Here is a 20,224-nt window from a genome sequence, read left to right as displayed (position 1 = left end):
TGAACCTCGTCGCGAAAGGGGTTTTGCTCAGTTTGGATAGAGGGTGAGGAAATGGTAGCTTGCCCCAAGAAGTCCGGCTTGATTTTTATGTGAAACGGTATCAAGAATCGTATCACGCAGTCCAAATGGCGCCATTTGATCCGTAAGTTCCTTTAAAAAATCAGGCCGGCTTGTGATGCCGCCGCCGATAAAGATATGGGTAGGGTCAAACAAGTAAATCAAATTGTAAAGCCCCATCGAGATGCCGGTGAAAAATTCTTGGACGAGCTTTGTTGCAAGAGCATCGCGTGTATCATATTTTGCAAAAATCTCTTCGCCTGTTATGTCCTCTAGTTTCAGCCCGAGTTCACGTGCATAGTTTCGCCGAAGTGTAAGCATCGTTGTCGTTTCATTCAATGTATAGCTTGTAGCGCGCCCGCTTGCCGGCCGGAAACTGAACATGTAGCCGAATTCGCCTGCTCGAAATCTACCTCCATGAAGCAGCTCTCCGCCTGCATAGATGCCGCCGCCGATCCCAGTTCCAATCGTGAGGCAAAGAAAATCATCCAAATCTTGTGCTTTTCCAACCCACTTTTCTGCAAGCGCCACGCAGTTTGCATCATTTTCCACTGCTACTTTCTTGCCCGTCTTTTCTTCCAGATAGCCTTTCATGTCAAACTCATCAAATTCGCGGATCGCGCCTCCCATGGTAATATAACCTGTCTTCGGATTCACATACCCCGGCGCGCTAACTGCAATCCCGATAGAATCTGGGTGCGCTTCGCTCCAGTCGAGCATCGCAGCGAGATTTTGGTTTCCATCGCTGTTTGTGATTGAAACAGATTCGGTTTTGAGCAATTTGCCTGTTTGACTGACAATGCCCATCTTTAAAGCAGTTCCGCCGATATCAAATGCTGTAATCATCTATAAACACTCCTTTTGCTAAAGAAACAGCTAAAATCACAATTGATTTTAGCTGTTTTCGGTTTTATTTGGCGCTTTCCATTTGTTCTTCTGTTTTTTCTGCTACAGCTTCATCTGATGCCGCATCAGAGGCTGCTAGTTTGTTTGAAAGAATAACAAACGGTAGGTAAATCACGGTTGCAATCGCGAGACAGAGTAGCCCGACAAGGAGGGCAAGCCAGTTTCCTCCGGTTCCAAGGAATGGGATCAGTGGACCTGGAGTTGTCCAAGGTACTTGATACGCAATCGGTGGAATAATTTTTGTTGCTACAAAGAAGTAGCCGACTAAAGTTGTGATCGCTGGAACAACGATGAATGGAATGAACATGATTGGGTTAAGAACGATCGGAAGACCGAAGATAACCGGTTCATTAATATTGAAAAGTCCTGGTGCAAGTGAAAGCTTAGCGATGTCTTTGTGATCGGCACGTTTTGATGCAATGAAGATGGCAATCAAGAGACCTAAAGTCATACCTGAACCGCCGTAGTTGGAGAACGCATCATTTAAGCCAGCCCATGTTGCCGGGTAAGGCGCGCCCCAAGCTGAACCGTGTTCAGAAACATAAGATAAGTTTGCAAGGTTTGGTTCCGTAAAAATACTATCGCGGATTGCTGCAATTGTATTTGGACCATGAATACCAAGAACCCAAAGCAAGTTCGAAATAAATCCGATAATTAGAACAGAATATACGTTAGTTCCAAAGTCTTTAAGCGGAGACTGAATGACAGAGTAAACAAGGTCATGCAGCCCGTTTGGAGCTACGAGTGAAATAACATAGTTAAGTACTGAGAAAAGTGCCATGACGATAATAACAGGAACGAGAACACGGAATGAACGGGAAACAGCTGGCGGAACTTGCGGCGGCATTTTTACTGCTAAGCGCTCGTTGCGTGCCAAACGACTGAAAACCTCTCCTGTAATAAGACCGACAATAAGAGCGACGAATAGGCCTTGTGCTCCTAAAAATTTAGTGGTTAAGTAAGTTTGTTCGCTAACTACTTTATATGGCGTATAAATGATAAAGAAGGCACCGATTGCAGTAAGACCGCAAAGCAGTTCATCTTGTTTAAAGAATATAGCGAGATTCCTTGCGACTAAAAATACGATTAATATGGCCATTATATTGGTGGAACCTTGCATGATTGGAGCAAAAATAACTTGGGCCGAGGCTAAGTTCGGGAATATTTTACCTAAGAACAAAATTTTTGCAATAAAGCCGTCCGGTGAAAGCACAGCGAAGTTGATCAAGATGATGATCGAACCGGCCATAATCAGCGGGAAAACTAAGATAAAAGCGTCACGAATTGAAGCGATATGGCGTTGCGAGTTCAGCTTATTCGCGACAGGAACGAGGAATTTTTCCATTCCGCGCTCGAAGTTTGTCATTAAACTCATTTTTAAAACCCTCCCATTTTTCGCGCCGCTAACAAGCGGCAAATTTGATGCAAAATCTTTATGTACATCTTAAGTTGCGTGATGTAACTTTTTTAACCAATCAGTTCCAGTGCTTTATCGAGCACAGCCGTACCATCCATTTTACCGTAAGCAAGCATATCAATAACAGTGACAGGAATACGACCAGCCGCCATATCTTTAATTTGCTTTTCTTGATAGCGGACTTGTGGGCCAAGCATGACGATATCAACACTGTCAATCTTATTTGAAGCTTCTGAGATAGACAGCGCTTCAATTTCTGATTCAATATTTAGTTCTGCTGCACGCGCTTTCATTCTTTCAACCAATAAACTAGTGGACATTCCAGCTGCGCAAACAAGTAAGATTTTTTTCATTTTAATGAACCTCCAGATAGATACTTCGCCGCCTCCTGCAAGGAAACGGCAGCAGTATCAATTTATTTTTGTTTTTCTGCGGCGATATTCGCCCCATTTTCTTCAATTGTATTCTTATACCAGAAATAACTGTCTTTCTTATAACGTGCCAGCTCTTTTTCATCGGTTTCATCACGATCAACGTACACAAATCCGTAACGTTTTTGATAGCCGTTCAGCCAGCTGAGAAGGTCTGTAAAGCTCCATGTGCAGTATCCAAGCATCTCGACGCCGTCTGTAATCGCTTCTTGAATCGCATATAAATGTTCGCGGATGTATTCGATGCGGTAGTCGTCGTGAATTTCCAAATCGTCTGTGAGCGAGTCATAGGCACCAAGACCGTTTTCAGTAATCATGACCGGCAGGCGGTAGCGGCTTGTGATTCGGCGTAATCCAATCCGAAGCCCAGTCGGGTCGATGTCCCAGTCCCAATCAGTTTTTTCGAGATAAGGGTTATTGACGTGTTTGGAAATACCCGGTGTTCCGCTTTCCTCCGAAGTTCCCTTTTTACCGGTTGTATTCATCTTGCCGAAACCGACGCCGTCTAGCGGATTAAAAGCATTGGTCATCGTGCGGTAATAATTCACGCCCATAAAGTCCGGCTTGCCTTTTTTAAGCAGCTCCGTATCTCCAGGTTCAATCGTTGGTGCAAGGTCATTCTCTTTAAGCCAGTTAAGCGCAGCAATCGGATATTCGCCGAATGTATAAACGTCCATCCAGAAATAGGAATTGAGCTCTTCACTATCAAGCGCGGCTAACACATTTTTCGGATTTGCATCGATCGAGTAGTTTGGTCCATAGGCAAAACTTGGTCCGATCTTGCCGTCAATGCCGAGTTCACGGAACTTTGCAATCGCTGAAGCATTTGCCAAGTTAGCAATATGATTCGCTTCATACATCCGTTTTGTATCAGAAATCCCTGGCGGATGATACTCAAGCTGGTATCCGTGTGTGATAAAAACATTTTGTTCATTGAGTGTTACCCAGTATTTCACGCGGTCGCCGTAGCGTTTAAACAGCAACTCGGCATAATCTGTGAAATCTTTGATAATTTTACGTGATTCCCAGCCACCATATTCATCTTGAATACCTTGCGGGATATCCCAGTGATAAAGTGTTAAAACGGGTTCGATTCCATAATGAATGAGCTCATTGATTAAATGGTCGTAAAAAGCGAGTCCTGCTTCATTAACTTCACCGTTTCCGTGTGGAATGACGCGGCTCCATGCTACAGAAAAGCGATATGCGCGAAGCCCTTGCTCCGCCATCAAGCGGACATCTTCTTTATAGCGGTTATAATGATCTACTGCGACATCACCGTTTGTTCCTTTAAACGTTTTGCCGGGAATCCTGACAAAATTATCCCAAACAGAAGCTTTTTTTCCGTCTGTATCCCAAGCTCCCTCTACTTGATAGGCTGCTGATGCAGAGCCCCAAAGAAAATCCTCGGGAAAAGGTTTTAATTTTTTATGTTCCATGTTGACACCTCCGTGATTAACTGACGAACATTAACATTCGTTTCTTGTTAATTCCAATGTAAACGGTTTCCAGTCATTGGTAAATAGTTTCAGCGGTTTCTGGTTGATGTTTCATATGAGTGGTAAAAGTTTCAACGATGAAACAAGATGTTTCATAGCTATGAAAGATACAGCGCGAAGTGATTCTCCAATAATTCATCAATGAAAAGTGGGGCGAAGTTGTGAAATAGCTGCACGTTTTTTATATAAACAGCTGATCCTTCCGTTAGAAAGTCAATCGAGAAACTAGTTGGAGCGTTGACAGAAATCTTGATCCAAGATATGCTTAAAGTAACGATAAAATGAGAGTAGGTGAGATTCGATGTTTCTTTCTAAAGCACAAGCAAGTTTTGTAGAATTTTTATACATTGTTCGTGCGCTTTTTTCCATCGCGGGAACTCAAGGGGATAAGTCTGCCCTTTTAGAGGTAACTGCATAATTGGAAAATTAGAAGAGAAGCATGGATGAATCTCATTAATCAGTTAGACTTAATGAAGACGCCGGGCGCTTGTCCGACGTCTTTTTGCTGTGTTAAAAAGCTTTAAAAGATAGATTGATGTTTTTCTTCGCGCATGAAGAGGAGAGAAAAAAATGAAAATAGTAGATTTAAATCAAGTAACCAAAAACTTTGCTGGGGATTTAATTTTGGATCAAATTTCAATGCAAATCGGTGAAAATGAGCGCGTTGGGCTGATCGGTCGAAACGGAGAAGGGAAAAGTACCATTCTCAAGATTATTGCAGGGATAGAGCCTGTAAACAGCGGATCAGTAACTTGGAAGAAAGATGCGAAAATTGGTTTGCTGCGTCAAATTCAAGAAAACTTAAATGGTCAAACGGTAGAAGCTGTTTTGGAACGAAGCTTTGCGGAGCTTTTGCAAATGAAAAAACAAATGACACAACTTGAAAAACAAATGACTGAAGATGCAAATGATGTGGTAATGGAACGCTATGGCGATTTATTAGCGCAGTTCGCCGAACGCGGCGGTTACGAGATGCAAGCAGATATTGAGAAAGTGATGCGAGGACTTGGAATAGAAGTGCTGCGCGGCAAGTTGTGGGATGATTTGAGCGGCGGAGAAAAGACGAAAACAGCCCTTGCCGCATTGCTACTTGAAAAGCCCGATTTGCTGCTGCTTGATGAACCAACGAATCATCTCGATTTGACTGCTGTCATTTGGCTGACGAAGTTTTTACAAACCTATCGTGGTGCAGTTTTAGTGGTATCGCATGACCGTTATTTTCTCGATGAAGTAGTAACAAAGATGATTGAGCTTGAGAACATGGAGCTGATTACCTACCACACAAATTTTTCAGGGTATTTGAAGGAGCGGGAAGAGCGACTCTTGCGCGAGTTTCAAGCGTATAAGGATCAGCAGAAAAAAATTAAGAAGATGAAGCAGGCAATCAAGCAGCTGCGCGAGTGGGGCGAACAAGCCAATCCGCCGAACGATGCTTTTTTCAGAAGGGCGAAAAACATGGAGCGAATGCTTGAGAAAATGGAAAAGGTGAAGCGCCCCGTTTTGACACAAAAAGAAATGAACCTTGAGTTTGAAGAGTCGAAGCGTAGCGGAGACGATGTGGTTGTATTTGAAGGTGTGAGCAAGCGTTTTGGGGAAAAGATACTGCTTGATGCGGCGGATCTCCATATCAGACACAAAGATCGCGTCGCAATCATCGGCGATAACGGAACTGGCAAATCGACGCTCCTTAAGATGATTGTCGGCACAGTATCCCCTGATGCAGGTGAGGTTTTAGTTGGGACAAGTGCCAAGATTGCCTACCTTTCGCAACAAATGGAAGAACTTGATCCGAACTTGACGGTGCTTGAAGCATTTCGCGATCGCATAGGTGTCACAGAAGGAGAAGCACGCAATATGCTTGCAGGATTCATGTTTTATCGTGAAATGGTCTTTCGTAAAGTAGCGAATTTAAGCGGCGGTGAACGAATGCGCTTGAGGCTCGCACAGTTTATCAACCAGCCGGTGAACACGCTTGTTCTGGATGAGCCGACAAACCATTTGGATATTGCTTCGCGTGAAGTGCTTGAAGAAGCAATAAGCAAGTTCAACGGGACAGTCATTACGGTTTCGCATGATCGTTATTTTATTGATCAAATTTGTTCGAAGATACTTTTGTTAAGTGATAAAAAATTAACGCTTTTTCATGGAAATTATACTTATTTTGCGAAAAAGGTGAAATAGGGTACAAAAAATGAAGAATTGAGATTTTATTTGTGTCATTTTTGTGAATTTTTACTTGTAGCCTTAAAATTTTTCTAGTAAAGGTGTTAACATCTGCTGTTTTATCAAGTATGATTGCTTCAACAAATACATTTTAAGGAGATTTTGAAGATGTACTTGACAACAGAACAGAGAAAAGTGTATTCATCAGATACCATTTTAGCACTATGCAAACAAGATCCTGAATTTCACAAGTATGCCAAATCAATTTATTTCAAAAAGAACCAGAAAATATTCGATCTAACAGACAGCAACGGAAAAGTATTTTTCTTAATTACGGGAATGCTGATGTTGACAGTTCGGTTTGACGACTGTGCGGAAAAAGAATTGATATTGAATTTTCTCAATGAAAATGCGATGTTCTCTAAATATATGCTGGGTCAAATCTATCCGTCCAGCTGTGAAGTAAAGGCGCTTTCTGATGGGGTTTGCTGGGAGCTTGACCGTTATTTCTTCGAACGGATTCTTGCGGAGTACGACGTAAAAGACCAATTTATTATTCACGAGCTTATCAATTTGTCGAAAGATACAATTAGTCATTTGGAGAAAAGTACAACCTCAAAAGAAGAACGTGTTAGAATGTGCATTAAGCAAATTGGCATACAGCTTGGTAAAGAAAATGAAGCAGGTGAAATCGTTCTTCCTTCTGCCATTACTCAGCCAATTGTAGCAAGTTTTTCAACTGCGACACGCGAATTTGTAGCGTTGATTATTAAAAAGCTGTCTTGTGAAGGGATTTTGGAAGTAAGACCGAAACCTTGGGTAATTAAAGATATTGATCGCTTGTAAGCGAGTAGCACTTTCTTTTTCGATTGTTTACAATGGAAGAAGGAGGTGCTTTTTCGTGGAAATCAAATTGATCAAAGGCGATATTACAGAACAAGCTGTCGATGCTATCGTCAATGCTGCTAATCCAACCTTGCTTGGCGGAGGAGGTGTGGATGGGGCTATTCATAGAAAGGCAGGACCTGAACTGCTTGAAGCTTGCAAGAAAATTATCGAACGAATCGGGAGTTGTGAAACAGGTGAAGCTGTGATAACAAAAGGCTATGACTTGCCGGCAAGCTATGTGATTCATACGGTCGGTCCAGTTTGGCAAGGCGGGGAAAGCCGAGAAGCCAATCAGCTGGCATCATGTTATTTTAAGTCGCTTGATCTTGCGGGATCAAAATTGTTAGCGAGTATTGCTTTTCCGAATATCTCAACCGGAGTGTATCGTTTTCCAAAAGAATTAGCTGTAGATGTGGCCGTTTATACAGTTAAGGAGTGGATCAAAGCTGAATTAGGGAATACCACACTTCAAGAAATTCGTTTTGTTTGTTTTGATGACGAAAACTATGTCTTATATGAAAGAAAATTGAAAGAAAATAATTTAGTATAAAAACTCACAAGCGGGCAGTGGAACTGTCCGCTTTTGCTTCACAATTTTGTGGGAAAATTGTAAGTTTTTGATCGGAGGTGATAACTCAAAATGTGTATCTTCGGTTAAAATGAGGCTATCAAAAGAAGGGCTTCAGAGGTGTTTGTTATGGTGCTGAAAATACGAGGAGGTATCGGTTTTCTTTCAATCGGAATTGCACTTTTATTTTTTTATTTGGATGTAAAGCTTTCAACAATGTTTCACTTTGGTTATAATATTTTGGGCATTTCAAGTGATATTACAAGAATCGGCGGATTTGTGACTAATTCAATGATGGTGATTGCAGGACTTTTAATTATTTTTAGTAAAGGGAAAGATGGCTATGCGCTGTTTGTGATGAACAGTTTATGGACGTTTGCCGCAATTATCGGTTTGATCTTTGTTGAACATCATTTAAGCTTTTGTTTGCGGACAATTATTTGCCTATTATGTGTGGTTTTTGGGACAGGGTCATTTTTTTTTGAATCATAGATGAAAGAAACATATTCGTTTTCTTAGTGAATTTTCATTTTATCCTCAGCAGAATTTAGCCAAGCAAGGTTAATATATAGTCATAAGCTAACAACAAACCTAACATTTTCATTTTTTCCCCTAAGAAATGAAAATCCCAAAACTCCCTTTTTTGGTACCTTAGCGGTTTACTCCCTTTTTCCGCTAAGGTACTTTTTTGTTTGTTCGCAAGTTATTTTAAGTATATTTTGTTTTCAAAAACTTCTTTTTGTGCTAAAAGGAGTTTTTGGTGTGCAGAATTATTGTGTAAAAAGTGCTTTAGTGGTAGTTTCGTATGAAGGAGCTTATGAATAAATACTATTCTTCGAAGAAAATACGCTATATGAAAAGTGAAACAGAACAATTTGAGGAATACCATAATCGATTCGATCATTTTCTAACATATAAATTGAAAAAGGGCAGCAAACGATTATTAAAGATTTGACTGAAAAAAAATCTTGTTTGATTCTATGCTCGGGCAAGTTGGAAAATTGACGAAGGATGATAAAGAACGAAATTTCTTGTCGCTTCTCATCCAAAGTTATTTATTTGAATATAAATATGATCGTATCACTGCGCCGGAACTAGAAAAATATATGAAAGTCGGCAGAAAACGCTTGAATTCTCTGTTCGCAAAATTTGAAAGCAAGGGTTACATTACGAAGATCAAAAAGAAACCAGTCGTTTATACGCTGACGGATACTTTTGTTGAAAGGCTCGACAAGGATGATTTTTAAGACGGATGGAAGCTGACAAACTGATCTCTCTACGGCTGTATGAGTAGCAGCTTTTGGAGGTCAGTTTTTTTGAGGGACAAATTTTTAAGGGGAACTTGATTTTTATAAGGTAGCCTTGAAAATTCGTTTTTCAGGAAAAAGGTTTTCTTTGGTTTTTTAAAAGCTTTATACTTAATGTAAAGCAAAAAAGGAGGAAGGCTCAAGTGATTCAGCAAGCGCAGGGCATTTTACGAGAACAATTTGGATACGAGAGCTTCAGGACGGGACAAGAGGAAGTGATTGGAAAGCTTCTTCAAGGAGAAGATACGCTCGCGATTATGCCTACTGGCGGCGGAAAGTCGCTTTGCTATCAGATACCAGCTTTGATGTTTCACGGGATTACGATTGTCGTCTCGCCGCTGATTTCGCTGATGAAGGATCAAGTGGATGCGCTTCAGGCGGCAGGAATCGGTGCTACCTTTATCAATAGCTCGCTTTCGCTACGTGAGACGAACGAACGGCTCAATTTGATTAGGTCAGGTTCTGGTGATATTAAGCTGCTTTACATTGCGCCAGAACGTCTCGAGGCAGCAGGTTTTAAAGCGCTTTTGGAGGAAGTGGAGGTTTCGCTTTTTGCAATTGATGAGGCGCACTGTATTTCGCAGTGGGGACATGATTTCAGACCTAGTTACTTACGGCTTTGTGAGCATTTGAATGAAATGGGAAATCGGCCGCTTGTCGTCGCGCTTACGGCGACGGCAACGTCTGCGGTTGCAGATGATATCTCGGAGTTGCTTGGGATTCGTCAAGAGAATATAGTGAAAACGGGATTTTCACGAGATAACTTGGGGTTTCAAGTGGTTAAGGGTCAGGATAAGGACCGGTTTTTGATGGACTATGTGAAGCGGAATGAAACGATTTCTGGGATTGTTTATGCGGCGACGCGCAAGGAAGTTGAACGGCTTGAAGCGTTATTTGTGAAGGAAGGCGTGAAGGCAGCAAAGTATCATGCTGGGCTTTCGGATGCGGAACGGGAAGATGCGCAGGAAGCATTTCTCTATGATGATATCAGCGTGATCGTTGCAACCAATGCGTTTGGGATGGGCATTGACAAATCGAATGTCCGCTTTGTGATTCACTATAATTTGCCGCGTAACATGGAAGCTTATTATCAGGAAGCGGGAAGAGCAGGTCGGGATGGACTTTCGAGCGATTGCATTCTGCTTTTTTCACCGCAAGATTCGCATTTGCAGCATTATTTAATAGAGCAGTCGGAACTTTCGGATGAGCGAAAGGAAAATGAGTTTAGAAAACTCCGCGATATGACGGGTTATGGATATACGGAAATTTGTTTGCAAAAATATATTGTACAGTACTTCGGTGAAACGCGTGAGGACTGTGGAAAGTGTAGTAATTGTCTCGATACACGGGAAGCGGCAGATGTGACGATCGAGGCGCAGCAAGTCTTTTCATGTGTGAAACGAATGGGTGAGCGGTTCGGTAAAGTGCTTATTGCAAAGGTGCTGACGGGCTCGGCTGATCAGAAGGTGAAGCAGTGGCGCTTTGATTCGCTTAGTACTTACGGGCTTATGAAGAATCGTTCGCAGAAGGATGTTTTGCAGCTGATTGATTATCTGGCGGCTGAAAAATTTTTGGCGGCGGCAGAGGGACAATTTCCTTCGCTACATCTGACGGAAAAGGCGGTCAGTGTGTTACGAGGCGAGCTTCCGGTGATGCGAAAAGCGGCGCGGGAAGCGCAGCGGATTACGGCGAATGTTGATGCCGGATTGTTTGAACTGTTGCGCGAAGCGCGGCGCGAACTTGCTTCGCGTGATCATGTTCCTCCGTATATTATTTTTTCGGATGAATCGCTTCGGGAAATGTGCAGATACTTGCCGCAAACGGAAGCTGAGATGCTTCAAATTAAGGGTATCGGTACTGTGAAGTTGGAAAAATATGGCGGCGTTTTTCTCCAAATACTACAAAATGAAAAGATGAATCAATAATCGGATTAAGGAAAGGAATTTTGATAAATGGCTAAAACTCTTGTACTTGCGGAAAAACCTTCTGTTGGGAAGGATATCGCGCGTGTGCTTCAAGCGAAGGGAAACGGTAAAAACGGCTTTTTGGAAGGCTCAAATTATATCGTGACTTGGGCGCTTGGGCATTTAATTACGCTTGCAGATCCTGAACAATATGATGCGAAATATAAAAACTGGGATTTAAATGATTTACCCATTTTACCGAGTAAAATGAAACTCGTTCCAATCAAGGAAACGCGGCGACAATACGAAACGGTGAAAAAGCTACTGAATCGTGGCGACGTTTCGGAGATTGTTATTGCAACGGATGCAGGGCGTGAAGGGGAACTTGTGGCGCGTTGGATTCTTGATTATGCAAAGGTGAAAAAACCGGTGAAACGTCTTTGGATTTCATCTGTCACGGATAAAGCTATTAAAGAAGGGTTTAAGAAACTAAAACCCGGTAAGAATTATGAAAATCTTTACCATTCGGCGGTGGCGCGTTCTGTGGCTGACTGGGTAGTTGGTATCAATGCAACACGAGCGCTCACAACGAAATACAATGCGCAACTTTCATGTGGGCGAGTACAGACCCCAACACTTGCGATGATTTTAAACCGCGAAGAAGAGATTAAGAAGTTTAAGCCGCGTGAGTTTTACACGCTTGAAGCGGTAACGGAAAATGGAACCTTTACATGGCAGGAAGGTCAAACATTTGATAAAGCGCGAGCAGAAAGCATTGAGAAAAAACTGCGCGGAGCGGGAGCAACGGTGACGGATGTTGCGGTTAAAGTAAAGAAAGTGCATTCGGCGGGTCTTTATGATCTAACAGAATTGCAGCGTGATGCGAATAAACGATATGATTTTTCGGCAAAAGAAACGCTTCAAGCGATGCAGATGCTTTATGAACGTCATAAAGCGTTAACGTATCCACGAACGGATTCGCGCTACATTTCGGAAGATATTGTGCCGACGCTAAAAGAAAGACTAGATGCTTGTGGTCGCGGCGAATATGCAAAACCAGCGCGGCAAATTATGAACAAAGGAATTAAAGCGAATGCTTCTTTTGTTGATAATCGGAAAGTAAGTGATCATCATGCGATTATTCCGACTGAGGAAGCGGTTTCGATGGCAGATTTATCGGACCGGGAACGGAAGGTTTATGATCTGGTTGTGAAGCGTTTCCTAGCGGTGCTTTCAGATCCATATGTTTATGAGGAAACGAGCGTCAAAGCGACAATTTTAGATGAGCCGTTTGCGCTGAAAGGAAAAGTTGTGCAGTCGCTTGGATGGAAAGCGATTTACGGGGCAGATGATGAAGCGGACACGGTTATGAAGGTGAAAAAAGGCGACGAGATCAAGGTGCGCGGGATTCAGATACACACTGGGAAGACGAAGCCGCCAGCCAGATTTAATGAAGCGACACTGCTTTCGGCAATGGAAAACCCGGCAAAGTATATGGATTCGGCGGATAAGGCGCTGGCGAAAACACTCGGGGAGACGGGCGGACTAGGAACGGTAGCAACCCGTGCGGATATTATTGATAAATTGTTTAATAGTTTCTCACTTGAAAAACAAGGCAAAGATATCCATATCACTTCGAAGGGACGACAGCTTCTGGAACTGGTGCCAGCGGATCTAAAATCGCCCGAGCTGACTGGAAAATGGGAGCAGAAGCTTGCGCAAATTGAAAAAGGTGCCTTAAAAGGAGAAGCATTCACTGGCGAAATGCGTGAATACGCCAAAAAAGCGGTTTTAGAAATCAAGCAAAATGAAAAGACATTTAAGCATGATAATATCACTTCGCAGAAATGTCCGGATTGCGGCAAATTGATGCTGAAGGTGAAGGGGAAACGCGGTACGATGCTTGTGTGTCAAGACCGTGAATGTGGGCACCGCGAATCGCTCTCGCGGACGACGAATGCACGCTGTCCAAACTGTCACAAGAAGCTTGAGATGCGCGGGTCTGGCGATAAGCAGATTTTTGTGTGCGGGACATGTGGTTATCGTGAGAAGCTCTCGGCGTTTGAAGCGCGGCGCGGTAAGGAAAAGAATCGCAATGTCTCGAAACGTGATGTGGCTAACTATATGAAGAAGCAAAATAAGACGGAGGAAGAGCCGTTTAATAATCCAATGGCAGAAGCACTTGCAAAGCTGAAATTGGATAAATAGCGAAAAAATAGGATGCACGCCCCCGGCGTGCATCCTATTTTTCGTTTTGTTACTAGTGGGGTTAAAATTGATGATGAGAAAAGGGTCATTTACAGAGCGTTTTGTGGCATTCGTAACTTGAAAGGCTGAAAAATGGCGAAAGCATTATTTGTGTAGTAAGGTGTGATTTATGACGCTTAATAAATTGGATTTTTCTGTCTTTTTAACAGAAATGGCTTAAATAAAAGCAGGAAGCCGTTTTTTAGGTGAAAATAAAATATGTCAATTGTGAACAACGAGAATAATTGGTGGGTTTTGCTGCCGTTTTTGGATTGCGCGCTTGTTTGGCCTCTTGTTAGACTTATTTTAGAGGGTCGGATATGGAAAGGAGACGAAATGTTATTTGAGATTTTCATGCATGCGCTTTCGAATGTTTTTATTGTCATAACAGGCTGCTACGTTATAAGTAAACTCATCCCGAATACAAAAGTGTTAGAACTTTCTTTACGAACCAAGGTCGCAATCGCGCTTACGTCTTCCATCGTCACGTTTAGCTTAATGTTTTTCTCGATTGACTTGCCGTTTGGAATTCTTGCGGACTTGCGTTTCGTTGTATTCTTATTGCTAGCCTACTATGTTGGCGCATCGACCACGATTATGGCAACTTTCGTTACTTGTGTGTTAAGAGTTTTTCTTGCAGGCGGTTTCTCTACAGCAACATTTGTAGCAATTTCGATCACTGTGTCGTTGGCCCTCATTCTTACGTTTATGGCTGTGAAACTGCGAAGAAGCAAGATTCAACAACTGCCTTCACTCATGTTGCTGAACCTGGTTGGTGTCACGCTTTATACGGGCTGGCTATTGGTCTACTACGGGGCAAAACCGTTCGTACTCACGATTTCAGTCATAATTCTGTTTACATCATCGCTTGCACTGTTTATTATTAGTGTGATTGTAAGGGATATGATCACAACGCGACGACTTCTGCGTGAAGAGGTTGAATATGCATATAAAGATTTTCTCACGGGACTGCAAAATGTTCGTTCCTTTAGCAATCGTATTCGTGAAATTGCTAAAGATCATAAAATCAAATCATTGACAATTTTCATCATGGATATTGATTTTTTTAAGCAAGTTAATGATAGATACGGACATTCAGCGGGGGATGTAGTACTAAAAGAAGTTGCAAGGATTATGAAAGAAGCAACTGGTGATAGCGAAGATTTATTTCGAGTCGGCGGAGAAGAATTTTGTCTCTTAATACCGGATATCTGTTCTGATAAAGCTTTTGAAATTGGTCAAAAAATACGTAAAGCGATTCAAAAAAAAGGATTTCAAGTAAATGCAAGCAAAAAAATTGGTGTGACTATTTCCATTGGAATTGCATCAGGAGAAAAGCACAAAAAACAGCTCACAAAGCTGTATAAGCTAGCTGATGGTGCGCTTTATAGTGCGAAACACAGCGGCCGCAATCGCGTTGTTCTTTATGACGAGGAGTGCGCATAAATTATGAAGCAAGATAAGTTGGCATTCCAAGTGCGGCGTCAAAAGCCTTACTTGGAATTTTTTTATAAAAAAAGGATTGAATCATTTTCAATCCCATGTACTCCTTTATTCTCTATATCGTCATAAGCCGAGGTGAGTAAAGCGGAAAATCATTGAATACTTCGGCTTTTAAACGCTTGAAATCATTAATGAGCACTTTACGCCCTTTTGAGGTGATCAATCCTTCTTCGGTTAACTGTTGATAAACTTGTGTAACTGTATATTTATTGACGCGGCTGAAATTCGACACAAGCGACTGGGTCAAATACGGCGGAAGTTCAAAACTGTTGCGATCTTTTTCAAGCGATAGCATCGAAATCAACAAGCACAAGATGTAGGAGACTTTTGCAACAGGCTTAATATGAAGTAAAGATAGTTTCTGTGTTAAAATAGATTGTTTTTTGACGATAATATCAAGCAGTTCTTTGAAGAAATGCGGCTGAGCATAGAAGTGTGCGTACATAAATTCCTGATCAATGGAATAGTAGGTGCTCGGCACTAGCGCGCGATGTGTGATGGAATGATCGGAGTTAACAGGGTGAGGACCGAGTACTTGGTAATCGGTTAGTAGGAAATGTGGATACTTCTTTTCGTTTGGCAAGGCTACTTCTGTGACAAATACGCCAGATTTGATGACATAAAAATGCTCGTTATTTGTCGAAATGGTGTGATTACGTTGAACTTCATGTTCTTTTACAAATTTATAATAGAGATCTTTATGTTGTGATAGGTAAACAAGGATTTTCTTTAGTAAATCTTTTTCCTCTTGTACATATAAAGAGTCTAACATTAGACACACTTCCTTTCTGTTTAATTAAATTATATCCTGAAATCGGATTCATTTTTATCTGTCAGTATAAATTAGAAACATAAATGTGTCTTTTTTGTGACGGAAATGTTATAGATTTCCAATTTAAGTGCAAAAAATAGTTAAAATCCTAATCATGATGGAAGATTAAAGCTGCGCAAAGGTCTATACAAAGCGGTTTTTTTAAAAAGAGGTTACAAAAAATAAACTAGATAAAAAGTTTTAAATAGGGTCTTTTGGAACATCTGACCTAGAACAATAGAATGATTGTGACTTAGGATTTATGTCGATAATCTCCTATACGCACCTAATGATTCATGGTAAAATAAATCCATGTGTGAACGAAAAGTGATTTTCATCTTGAAAAGGGAATTTTTAAAGGAAGATTGAAAATTGATATAGAATAAAATGAGTCGATTTACGGCTTTCAGGTAAAGGAGAAGGTTTAGTGAATAAGGTGTTTAAGAAAATCGGTGCTGCATTTCTTGCAGGTGCGCTCGCAATTTCAAGTTTAGTAGCAGTTCCAAATCAAGCTTTAGCAGCAGATGCTCCAAATGTGAATGCCAGTGCGGCAATTGCGATTGAGGAAAGTACCGGCAAGATTTTGTATGCAAAAGATGCAGATAAGCTGCTCGGAATCGCATCTATGACGAAAATGATGGATGAGTACATTCTTCTTCAGGAAATTAAAGCGAAAAAAATCAACTGGACTGACAAGGTAACTATTTCCGAGTATGCACACAAAATTTCGCAAGATACTTCTTTATCCAATGTGCCGCTCAAATTAGGTGAAGAATACACAGTGGAAGAGCTTTATGAAGCGATGGCGATCTACTCGGCAAATGGGGCAGCCATTGCTCTAAGTGAGAAATTGGCCGGTTCAGAAGGTAAGTTCGTAGAATTGATGAATAAAAAAGCAAAAGAATTGAAACTTGGTGAATTTCGTTTTGTAAATTCGACGGGATTAAATAATTCGGATCTTAAAGGAATGCAGCAAGTTGGCGATAAAAATGCGGAAAATCAAATGACGGCTAAAGGAATGGCCAAACTAGCGCAGCATTTGATTCAAGACTATCCAGAAGTTTTAAAAACGGCCAGCATAACGAAGAAAGATTTCAGACCGGGAACGTCAGATCGCATTGCAATGAGCAACTGGAACTGGCTCCTTCCGGGATTGATTTACGGTCGCGAAGGTGTAGATGGCCTTAAGACAGGCACAACAGATTATGCGGGAATGTGCTTAACATCGACAGCAACGCAAAACGGAATGCGTGTGATTACGGTAGTACTACACGCGAATGGCGGTAAAGGTAGCGGTCAACATAATAGCGCTCGGTTTGATGAGACAAACAAAATGCTCGATTATGCTTTTGGTAATTTCAAATTGGCAGAAGTACAGCAAAAGGGCAGTAAAATTGCCAAACCTAAAACGGCTGATGTAAGCGGCGGCAAGGAAGAATCCGTTCCGCTTACAGCAGGACAAAACGTAACGCTTGTTGTTCCAAATGCAGCTGGGAAACCAAATCTTGAAACAAAAGTAACGCTTAAAAACAAGACAGTTGAGGCCCCTGTGAAAAAAGGCGACAAACTTGGCACGATGACAGTTACGCTTAAAGGCGGCGATTCGCTAGGCTATGTGGACGGGAAAAACGTTGAAACTGTAGCCGTAACAGCAGGTGCAGATGTAGAAGAATCAGGCATCATGTCGCGCGCGGCAAAAGCTGTTGGCGGTTTCTTTAAGGGCATCGGCAACTATGTGGTTGACGGGGTCAAAGGCTGGTTTAACTAAATTTAACAGCAAAAAACAAGGCTTGAGGAAATTTGTTTAGCAAATTTTCCAAGCCTTGTTTTAATTTAACGACGAATTTTTTTTGGAAAAACGCTATATTCCCAGCTTTAATAACTGGAACAGACCAGCATTGCACAGTCCTTCTGTGCTAAGATTGGTCTGTTTTTTTGTGCAAGATTTTCCGATAATAAAAATATAAAGCGCTTACTTTTTTGGAAGAGGAGAGAACTTGAATGAATCAAATTAGTGAAATTACACGTGAAAAATGGATTTTGAACACATTTCCCGAATGGGGAACGTGGTTGAATGAAGAAATCGAACAAACGAAAGTGGAGAAAAATCGCTTTGCAATGTGGTGGCTCGGTTGTACCGGCATATGGCTAAAAACACATGAAAATACCAATATTTTATGTGATTTGTGGTGCGGCACCGGCAAGCGCAGTCATGGAAGCGGCAAGATGAAACATGGACATCAGATGCAGCGGATGAGCGGTGTCGAAAATCTTCAACCGAACCTTCGCACTCAGCCGTTTGTGATTGACCCGTTTGCAATCCACGGTGTTGATGCCCTTGCCGTCACGCATATTCATTCCGATCACCTCGATATTCATGCGGCAGCAGCTGTTCTTAAAAATACACCAGCCGATGTGCCCTTTATCGGCCCGAAACAAGTTGTCGAAACTTGGATCAGCTGGGGTGTGCCAATTGAGCGCTGTATTGTTGTAAAGCCGGGCGACACGATCAAAGTGAAGGCTGTTAAGATCACAGTACTTGAAGCGTTTGACCGCACAGCTTTGATAACCGCGCCAGAGGAAGAGACGCTTTCTGGCAAGCTTCCGCAAGACATGGATGATATCGCAGTGAACTATTTATTTGAGACGTCCGGTGGCAATCTTTATCATGCTGGCGACTCGCATTATTCCAATCAATTTGCCCATCACGGAAATGAGCATCATGTGGATGTGTGTATTGGGGCTTACGGTGAAAACCCGCGTGGCATCACTGATAAGGTGACTTCGATTGACATGTTGCGCATGGCAGAATCGCTAAATAGCCAAGTGGTTATCCCCGTTCACTATGACATCTGGTCAAATTTTGCGGCTGATCCGAAAGAAATACTTGCATTATGGCGAATGAAAAAAGATCGGCTGAGCTACCAATTTAAGCCATTTATCTGGCAAGTCGGCGGTCAGTTCACCTATCCGGATGACAAAGATAAGCTGGAATTCAATTTTGACCGCGGTTTCCATGATACGTTTACGACAGAACCAGACTTGCCGTTTCCATCATTTCTATAAAAACTTTAACGAAAAGGAGAGCAACATCAAATGGACATTTTACTGAGCTGTTTTGAATGGTTTGCCAATAACATTCTCCAGAAACCTGAATTTTTTATCGGAATTATCGTTTTTGTCGGCTATGTGCTACTTAGAAAACCAATTTATGAATGTTTCGCGGGTTTCATCAAGGCAACCGTAGGCTATATGATTTTAAATGTTGGTGCGGCAGGGTTAGTCTCCACATTTCGTCCGATCCTTGCCGGCTTAAACGATCGTTTCAAGCTTGATGCGGCAGTTATTGATCCTTATTTCGGCTTAAATGCCGTAAACGCAGCGCTTGAATCAGTTGGACTTACAACCTCGTGGACGATGATCGCGCTGCTCGTCGGCTTTGTCTTAAACATTTTACTCGTGCTGTTTCGGAAGTTCACGAAAGTTAGGACGCTTTTTATTACCGGGCACATTATGGTTCAACAAGCTGCAACCATCACATGGATGATTTTCTTTATCTTCCCAGATTTCCGTAACGCAACAGGTGCCATCATGGTTGGTGTTCTTGCAGGACTTTACTGGGGCGTTGCTTCCAATTTGACCGTTGGACCGACACAGCGACTCACTGGGAATGCAGGGTTTGCAATCGGGCACCAGCAAATGTTTGCTGTCTGGCTGACGGACAAAGTAGCTGGAAAGCTCGGGAATAAAGATAAAAATTTGGATAACATTAAACTGCCGAAATGGCTGTCGATTTTCCACGATAACATTGTTGCGACCGGAACGCTGATGCTGCTTTTTTTCGGCGTTATCATGGTCATTCTCGGCGAGGATTATTTGCGAAGTATTAACCCTGCGTTTACGGCGACGACCTCTTTCCCTATTTACATTATTCAGCAGTCGCTGATGTTCGCTGTGTACCTAGCCATTTTGATGCAAGGGGTTCGGATGTTCGTTGCTGAACTGACGAGCAGCTTTCAAGGAATTTCAAACCGGATACTGCCAGGGGCACTTCCAGCAGTAGACTGTGCGGCAACATATAATTTTGCGCCGCCGAATGCCATTTTATTCGGCTTTATCGCTGGAGCAATAGGGCAGTTTATTACGATCATCGGATTAATATTGTTTCACTCGCCTGTGCTGATTATTACCGGCTTTGTCCCAGTTTTCTTTGACAACGCGACCATCGCGATCTATGCCAATAAACGCGGCGGAACTCGCGCAGCATTAATTTGTTCATTTGTTTCCGGCGTTATTCAAGTCGCTGTCAGTGCATTTGCTGTGCTGTTCTTTGGCCTTTACAAGTTCGGCGGCTGGCACGGTAATATTGATTTTGAACTTTACTGGACGTGGGCAGGTGTTTTGATGGATAAACTTGGACTGATCGGTTATGCGGCGTTAGTCATTCTATTCTTACTAATTCCAATTTTCCAATACAAACGTGCGAAAAGTAAACAAGCTTATGAAGATGGGCTTGAATAATA

At 42.1% G+C, this 20,224-nt stretch carries 16 protein-coding genes; 11 read left to right on the top strand and 5 right to left on the bottom strand.

Annotated elements, in window-relative coordinates; translation table 11 throughout:
- Window positions 1-27: 27 nt before the first annotated feature.
- From MFLO_RS07705 to MFLO_RS07690, 4 genes are all read right to left on the bottom strand, one after another.
- Entirely contained in the window at window positions 28-903 is an 876-nt protein-coding gene (locus tag MFLO_RS07705; RefSeq protein WP_036097369.1) for an ROK family protein, read from the bottom strand.
- Window positions 904-967: 64 nt separating this feature from the next.
- Entirely contained in the window at window positions 968-2,338 is a 1,371-nt protein-coding gene (locus MFLO_RS07700) for a PTS sugar transporter subunit IIC (protein WP_036097368.1), read from the bottom strand.
- A gap of 92 nt (window positions 2,339-2,430) precedes the next feature.
- Window positions 2,431-2,733, bottom strand: a complete 303-nt coding sequence (locus MFLO_RS07695; RefSeq protein WP_036097367.1) for a PTS sugar transporter subunit IIB — start codon at window positions 2,731-2,733, stop codon at window positions 2,431-2,433.
- Between the two features lie 62 nt (window positions 2,734-2,795).
- Window positions 2,796-4,250: a glycoside hydrolase family 1 protein gene (locus MFLO_RS07690; RefSeq protein WP_036097366.1), complete on the bottom strand. Its 1,455-nt coding sequence runs from the start codon at window positions 4,248-4,250 to the stop codon at window positions 2,796-2,798.
- A 630-nt stretch (window positions 4,251-4,880) separates the two neighbouring features.
- On the opposite strand from MFLO_RS07690, the gene abc-f reads away from it, so the two are divergent.
- The 8 genes from abc-f (at window position 4,881) to MFLO_RS07650 (ending at window position 14,833) form a co-directional block, all read left to right on the top strand.
- Entirely contained in the window at window positions 4,881-6,491 is a 1,611-nt protein-coding gene (gene abc-f, locus MFLO_RS07685) for a ribosomal protection-like ABC-F family protein (RefSeq protein WP_036097365.1), read from the top strand.
- Window positions 6,492-6,641: 150 nt separating this feature from the next.
- Window positions 6,642-7,319: a Crp/Fnr family transcriptional regulator gene (locus MFLO_RS07680; RefSeq protein WP_036097364.1), complete on the top strand. Its 678-nt coding sequence runs from the start codon at window positions 6,642-6,644 to the stop codon at window positions 7,317-7,319.
- A 55-nt stretch (window positions 7,320-7,374) separates the two neighbouring features.
- On the top strand, window positions 7,375-7,911 hold the full coding sequence (locus tag MFLO_RS07675; protein ID WP_036097363.1) for an O-acetyl-ADP-ribose deacetylase: 537 nt from the start codon (window positions 7,375-7,377) through the stop codon (window positions 7,909-7,911).
- A gap of 147 nt (window positions 7,912-8,058) precedes the next feature.
- Entirely contained in the window at window positions 8,059-8,421 is a 363-nt protein-coding gene (locus MFLO_RS07670) for a hypothetical protein (protein ID WP_149022998.1), read from the top strand.
- A gap of 476 nt (window positions 8,422-8,897) precedes the next feature.
- Window positions 8,898-9,176: a hypothetical protein gene (locus MFLO_RS07665; protein WP_036097361.1), complete on the top strand. Its 279-nt coding sequence runs from the start codon at window positions 8,898-8,900 to the stop codon at window positions 9,174-9,176.
- Window positions 9,177-9,379: 203 nt separating this feature from the next.
- Complete coding sequence (gene recQ / locus MFLO_RS07660) at window positions 9,380-11,161, top strand: DNA helicase RecQ (protein WP_036097360.1); 1,782 nt, start codon at window positions 9,380-9,382, stop codon at window positions 11,159-11,161.
- Between the two features lie 27 nt (window positions 11,162-11,188).
- Complete coding sequence (locus MFLO_RS07655; protein ID WP_036097359.1) at window positions 11,189-13,348, top strand: DNA topoisomerase III; 2,160 nt, start codon at window positions 11,189-11,191, stop codon at window positions 13,346-13,348.
- A gap of 375 nt (window positions 13,349-13,723) precedes the next feature.
- On the top strand, window positions 13,724-14,833 hold the full coding sequence (locus MFLO_RS07650; protein WP_162148149.1) for a GGDEF domain-containing protein: 1,110 nt from the start codon (window positions 13,724-13,726) through the stop codon (window positions 14,831-14,833).
- 112 nt (window positions 14,834-14,945) lie between these two features.
- Here the strand turns inward: MFLO_RS07650 and MFLO_RS07645 are convergent, their stop codons facing one another.
- Window positions 14,946-15,662, bottom strand: a complete 717-nt coding sequence (locus tag MFLO_RS07645; protein WP_036097357.1) for a Crp/Fnr family transcriptional regulator — start codon at window positions 15,660-15,662, stop codon at window positions 14,946-14,948.
- A 466-nt stretch (window positions 15,663-16,128) separates the two neighbouring features.
- Here MFLO_RS07645 and pbpD1 point away from each other — a divergent pair, with 466 nt between their 5' ends.
- The 3 genes from pbpD1 (at window position 16,129) to MFLO_RS07630 (ending at window position 20,222) form a co-directional block, all read left to right on the top strand.
- Window positions 16,129-17,469, top strand: coding sequence for a D-alanyl-D-alanine carboxypeptidase PBPD1 (pbpD1, locus tag MFLO_RS07640; protein ID WP_036097356.1), 1,341 nt, complete (start codon window positions 16,129-16,131; stop codon window positions 17,467-17,469).
- Between the two features lie 233 nt (window positions 17,470-17,702).
- Window positions 17,703-18,767: an L-ascorbate 6-phosphate lactonase gene (gene ulaG, locus MFLO_RS07635; protein WP_036097355.1), complete on the top strand. Its 1,065-nt coding sequence runs from the start codon at window positions 17,703-17,705 to the stop codon at window positions 18,765-18,767.
- Window positions 18,768-18,797: 30 nt separating this feature from the next.
- Window positions 18,798-20,222, top strand: coding sequence for a PTS ascorbate transporter subunit IIC (locus MFLO_RS07630; RefSeq protein WP_036097354.1), 1,425 nt, complete (start codon window positions 18,798-18,800; stop codon window positions 20,220-20,222).
- The last annotated feature ends 2 nt before the right edge of the window (window positions 20,223-20,224 follow it).

Source organism: Listeria floridensis FSL S10-1187, assembly GCF_000525875.1.
Classification (GTDB): Bacteria; Bacillota; Bacilli; order Lactobacillales; family Listeriaceae; genus Listeria; species Listeria floridensis.
Note: the sequence above shows the minus strand (reverse complement) of the source record. Positions and strands in the feature narration are given on the sequence as shown.

Bases quoted from the DNA above. Each gene is read 5' to 3' on its own strand.
- MFLO_RS07655 (WP_036097359.1), top strand. From the start codon at position 11,189: ATGGCTAAAACTCTTGTACTTGCGGAAAAACCTTCTGTTGGGAAGGAT.
- MFLO_RS07670 (WP_149022998.1), top strand. From the start codon at position 8,059: ATGGTGCTGAAAATACGAGGAGGTATCGGTTTTCTTTCAATCGGAATT.
- MFLO_RS07650 (WP_162148149.1), top strand. From the start codon at position 13,724: ATGTTATTTGAGATTTTCATGCATGCGCTTTCGAATGTTTTTATTGTC.
- MFLO_RS07680 (WP_036097364.1), top strand. From the start codon at position 6,642: ATGTACTTGACAACAGAACAGAGAAAAGTGTATTCATCAGATACCATT.
- MFLO_RS07695 (WP_036097367.1), bottom strand. From the start codon at position 2,733: ATGAAAAAAATCTTACTTGTTTGCGCAGCTGGAATGTCCACTAGTTTA.
- MFLO_RS07700 (WP_036097368.1), bottom strand. From the start codon at position 2,338: ATGAGTTTAATGACAAACTTCGAGCGCGGAATGGAAAAATTCCTCGTT.
- MFLO_RS07630 (WP_036097354.1), top strand. From the start codon at position 18,798: ATGGACATTTTACTGAGCTGTTTTGAATGGTTTGCCAATAACATTCTC.
- MFLO_RS07645 (WP_036097357.1), bottom strand. From the start codon at position 15,662: ATGTTAGACTCTTTATATGTACAAGAGGAAAAAGATTTACTAAAGAAA.
- MFLO_RS07705 (WP_036097369.1), bottom strand. From the start codon at position 903: ATGATTACAGCATTTGATATCGGCGGAACTGCTTTAAAGATGGGCATT.
- MFLO_RS07690 (WP_036097366.1), bottom strand. From the start codon at position 4,250: ATGGAACATAAAAAATTAAAACCTTTTCCCGAGGATTTTCTTTGGGGC.
- ulaG (WP_036097355.1), top strand. From the start codon at position 17,703: ATGAATCAAATTAGTGAAATTACACGTGAAAAATGGATTTTGAACACA.
- abc-f (WP_036097365.1), top strand. From the start codon at position 4,881: ATGAAAATAGTAGATTTAAATCAAGTAACCAAAAACTTTGCTGGGGAT.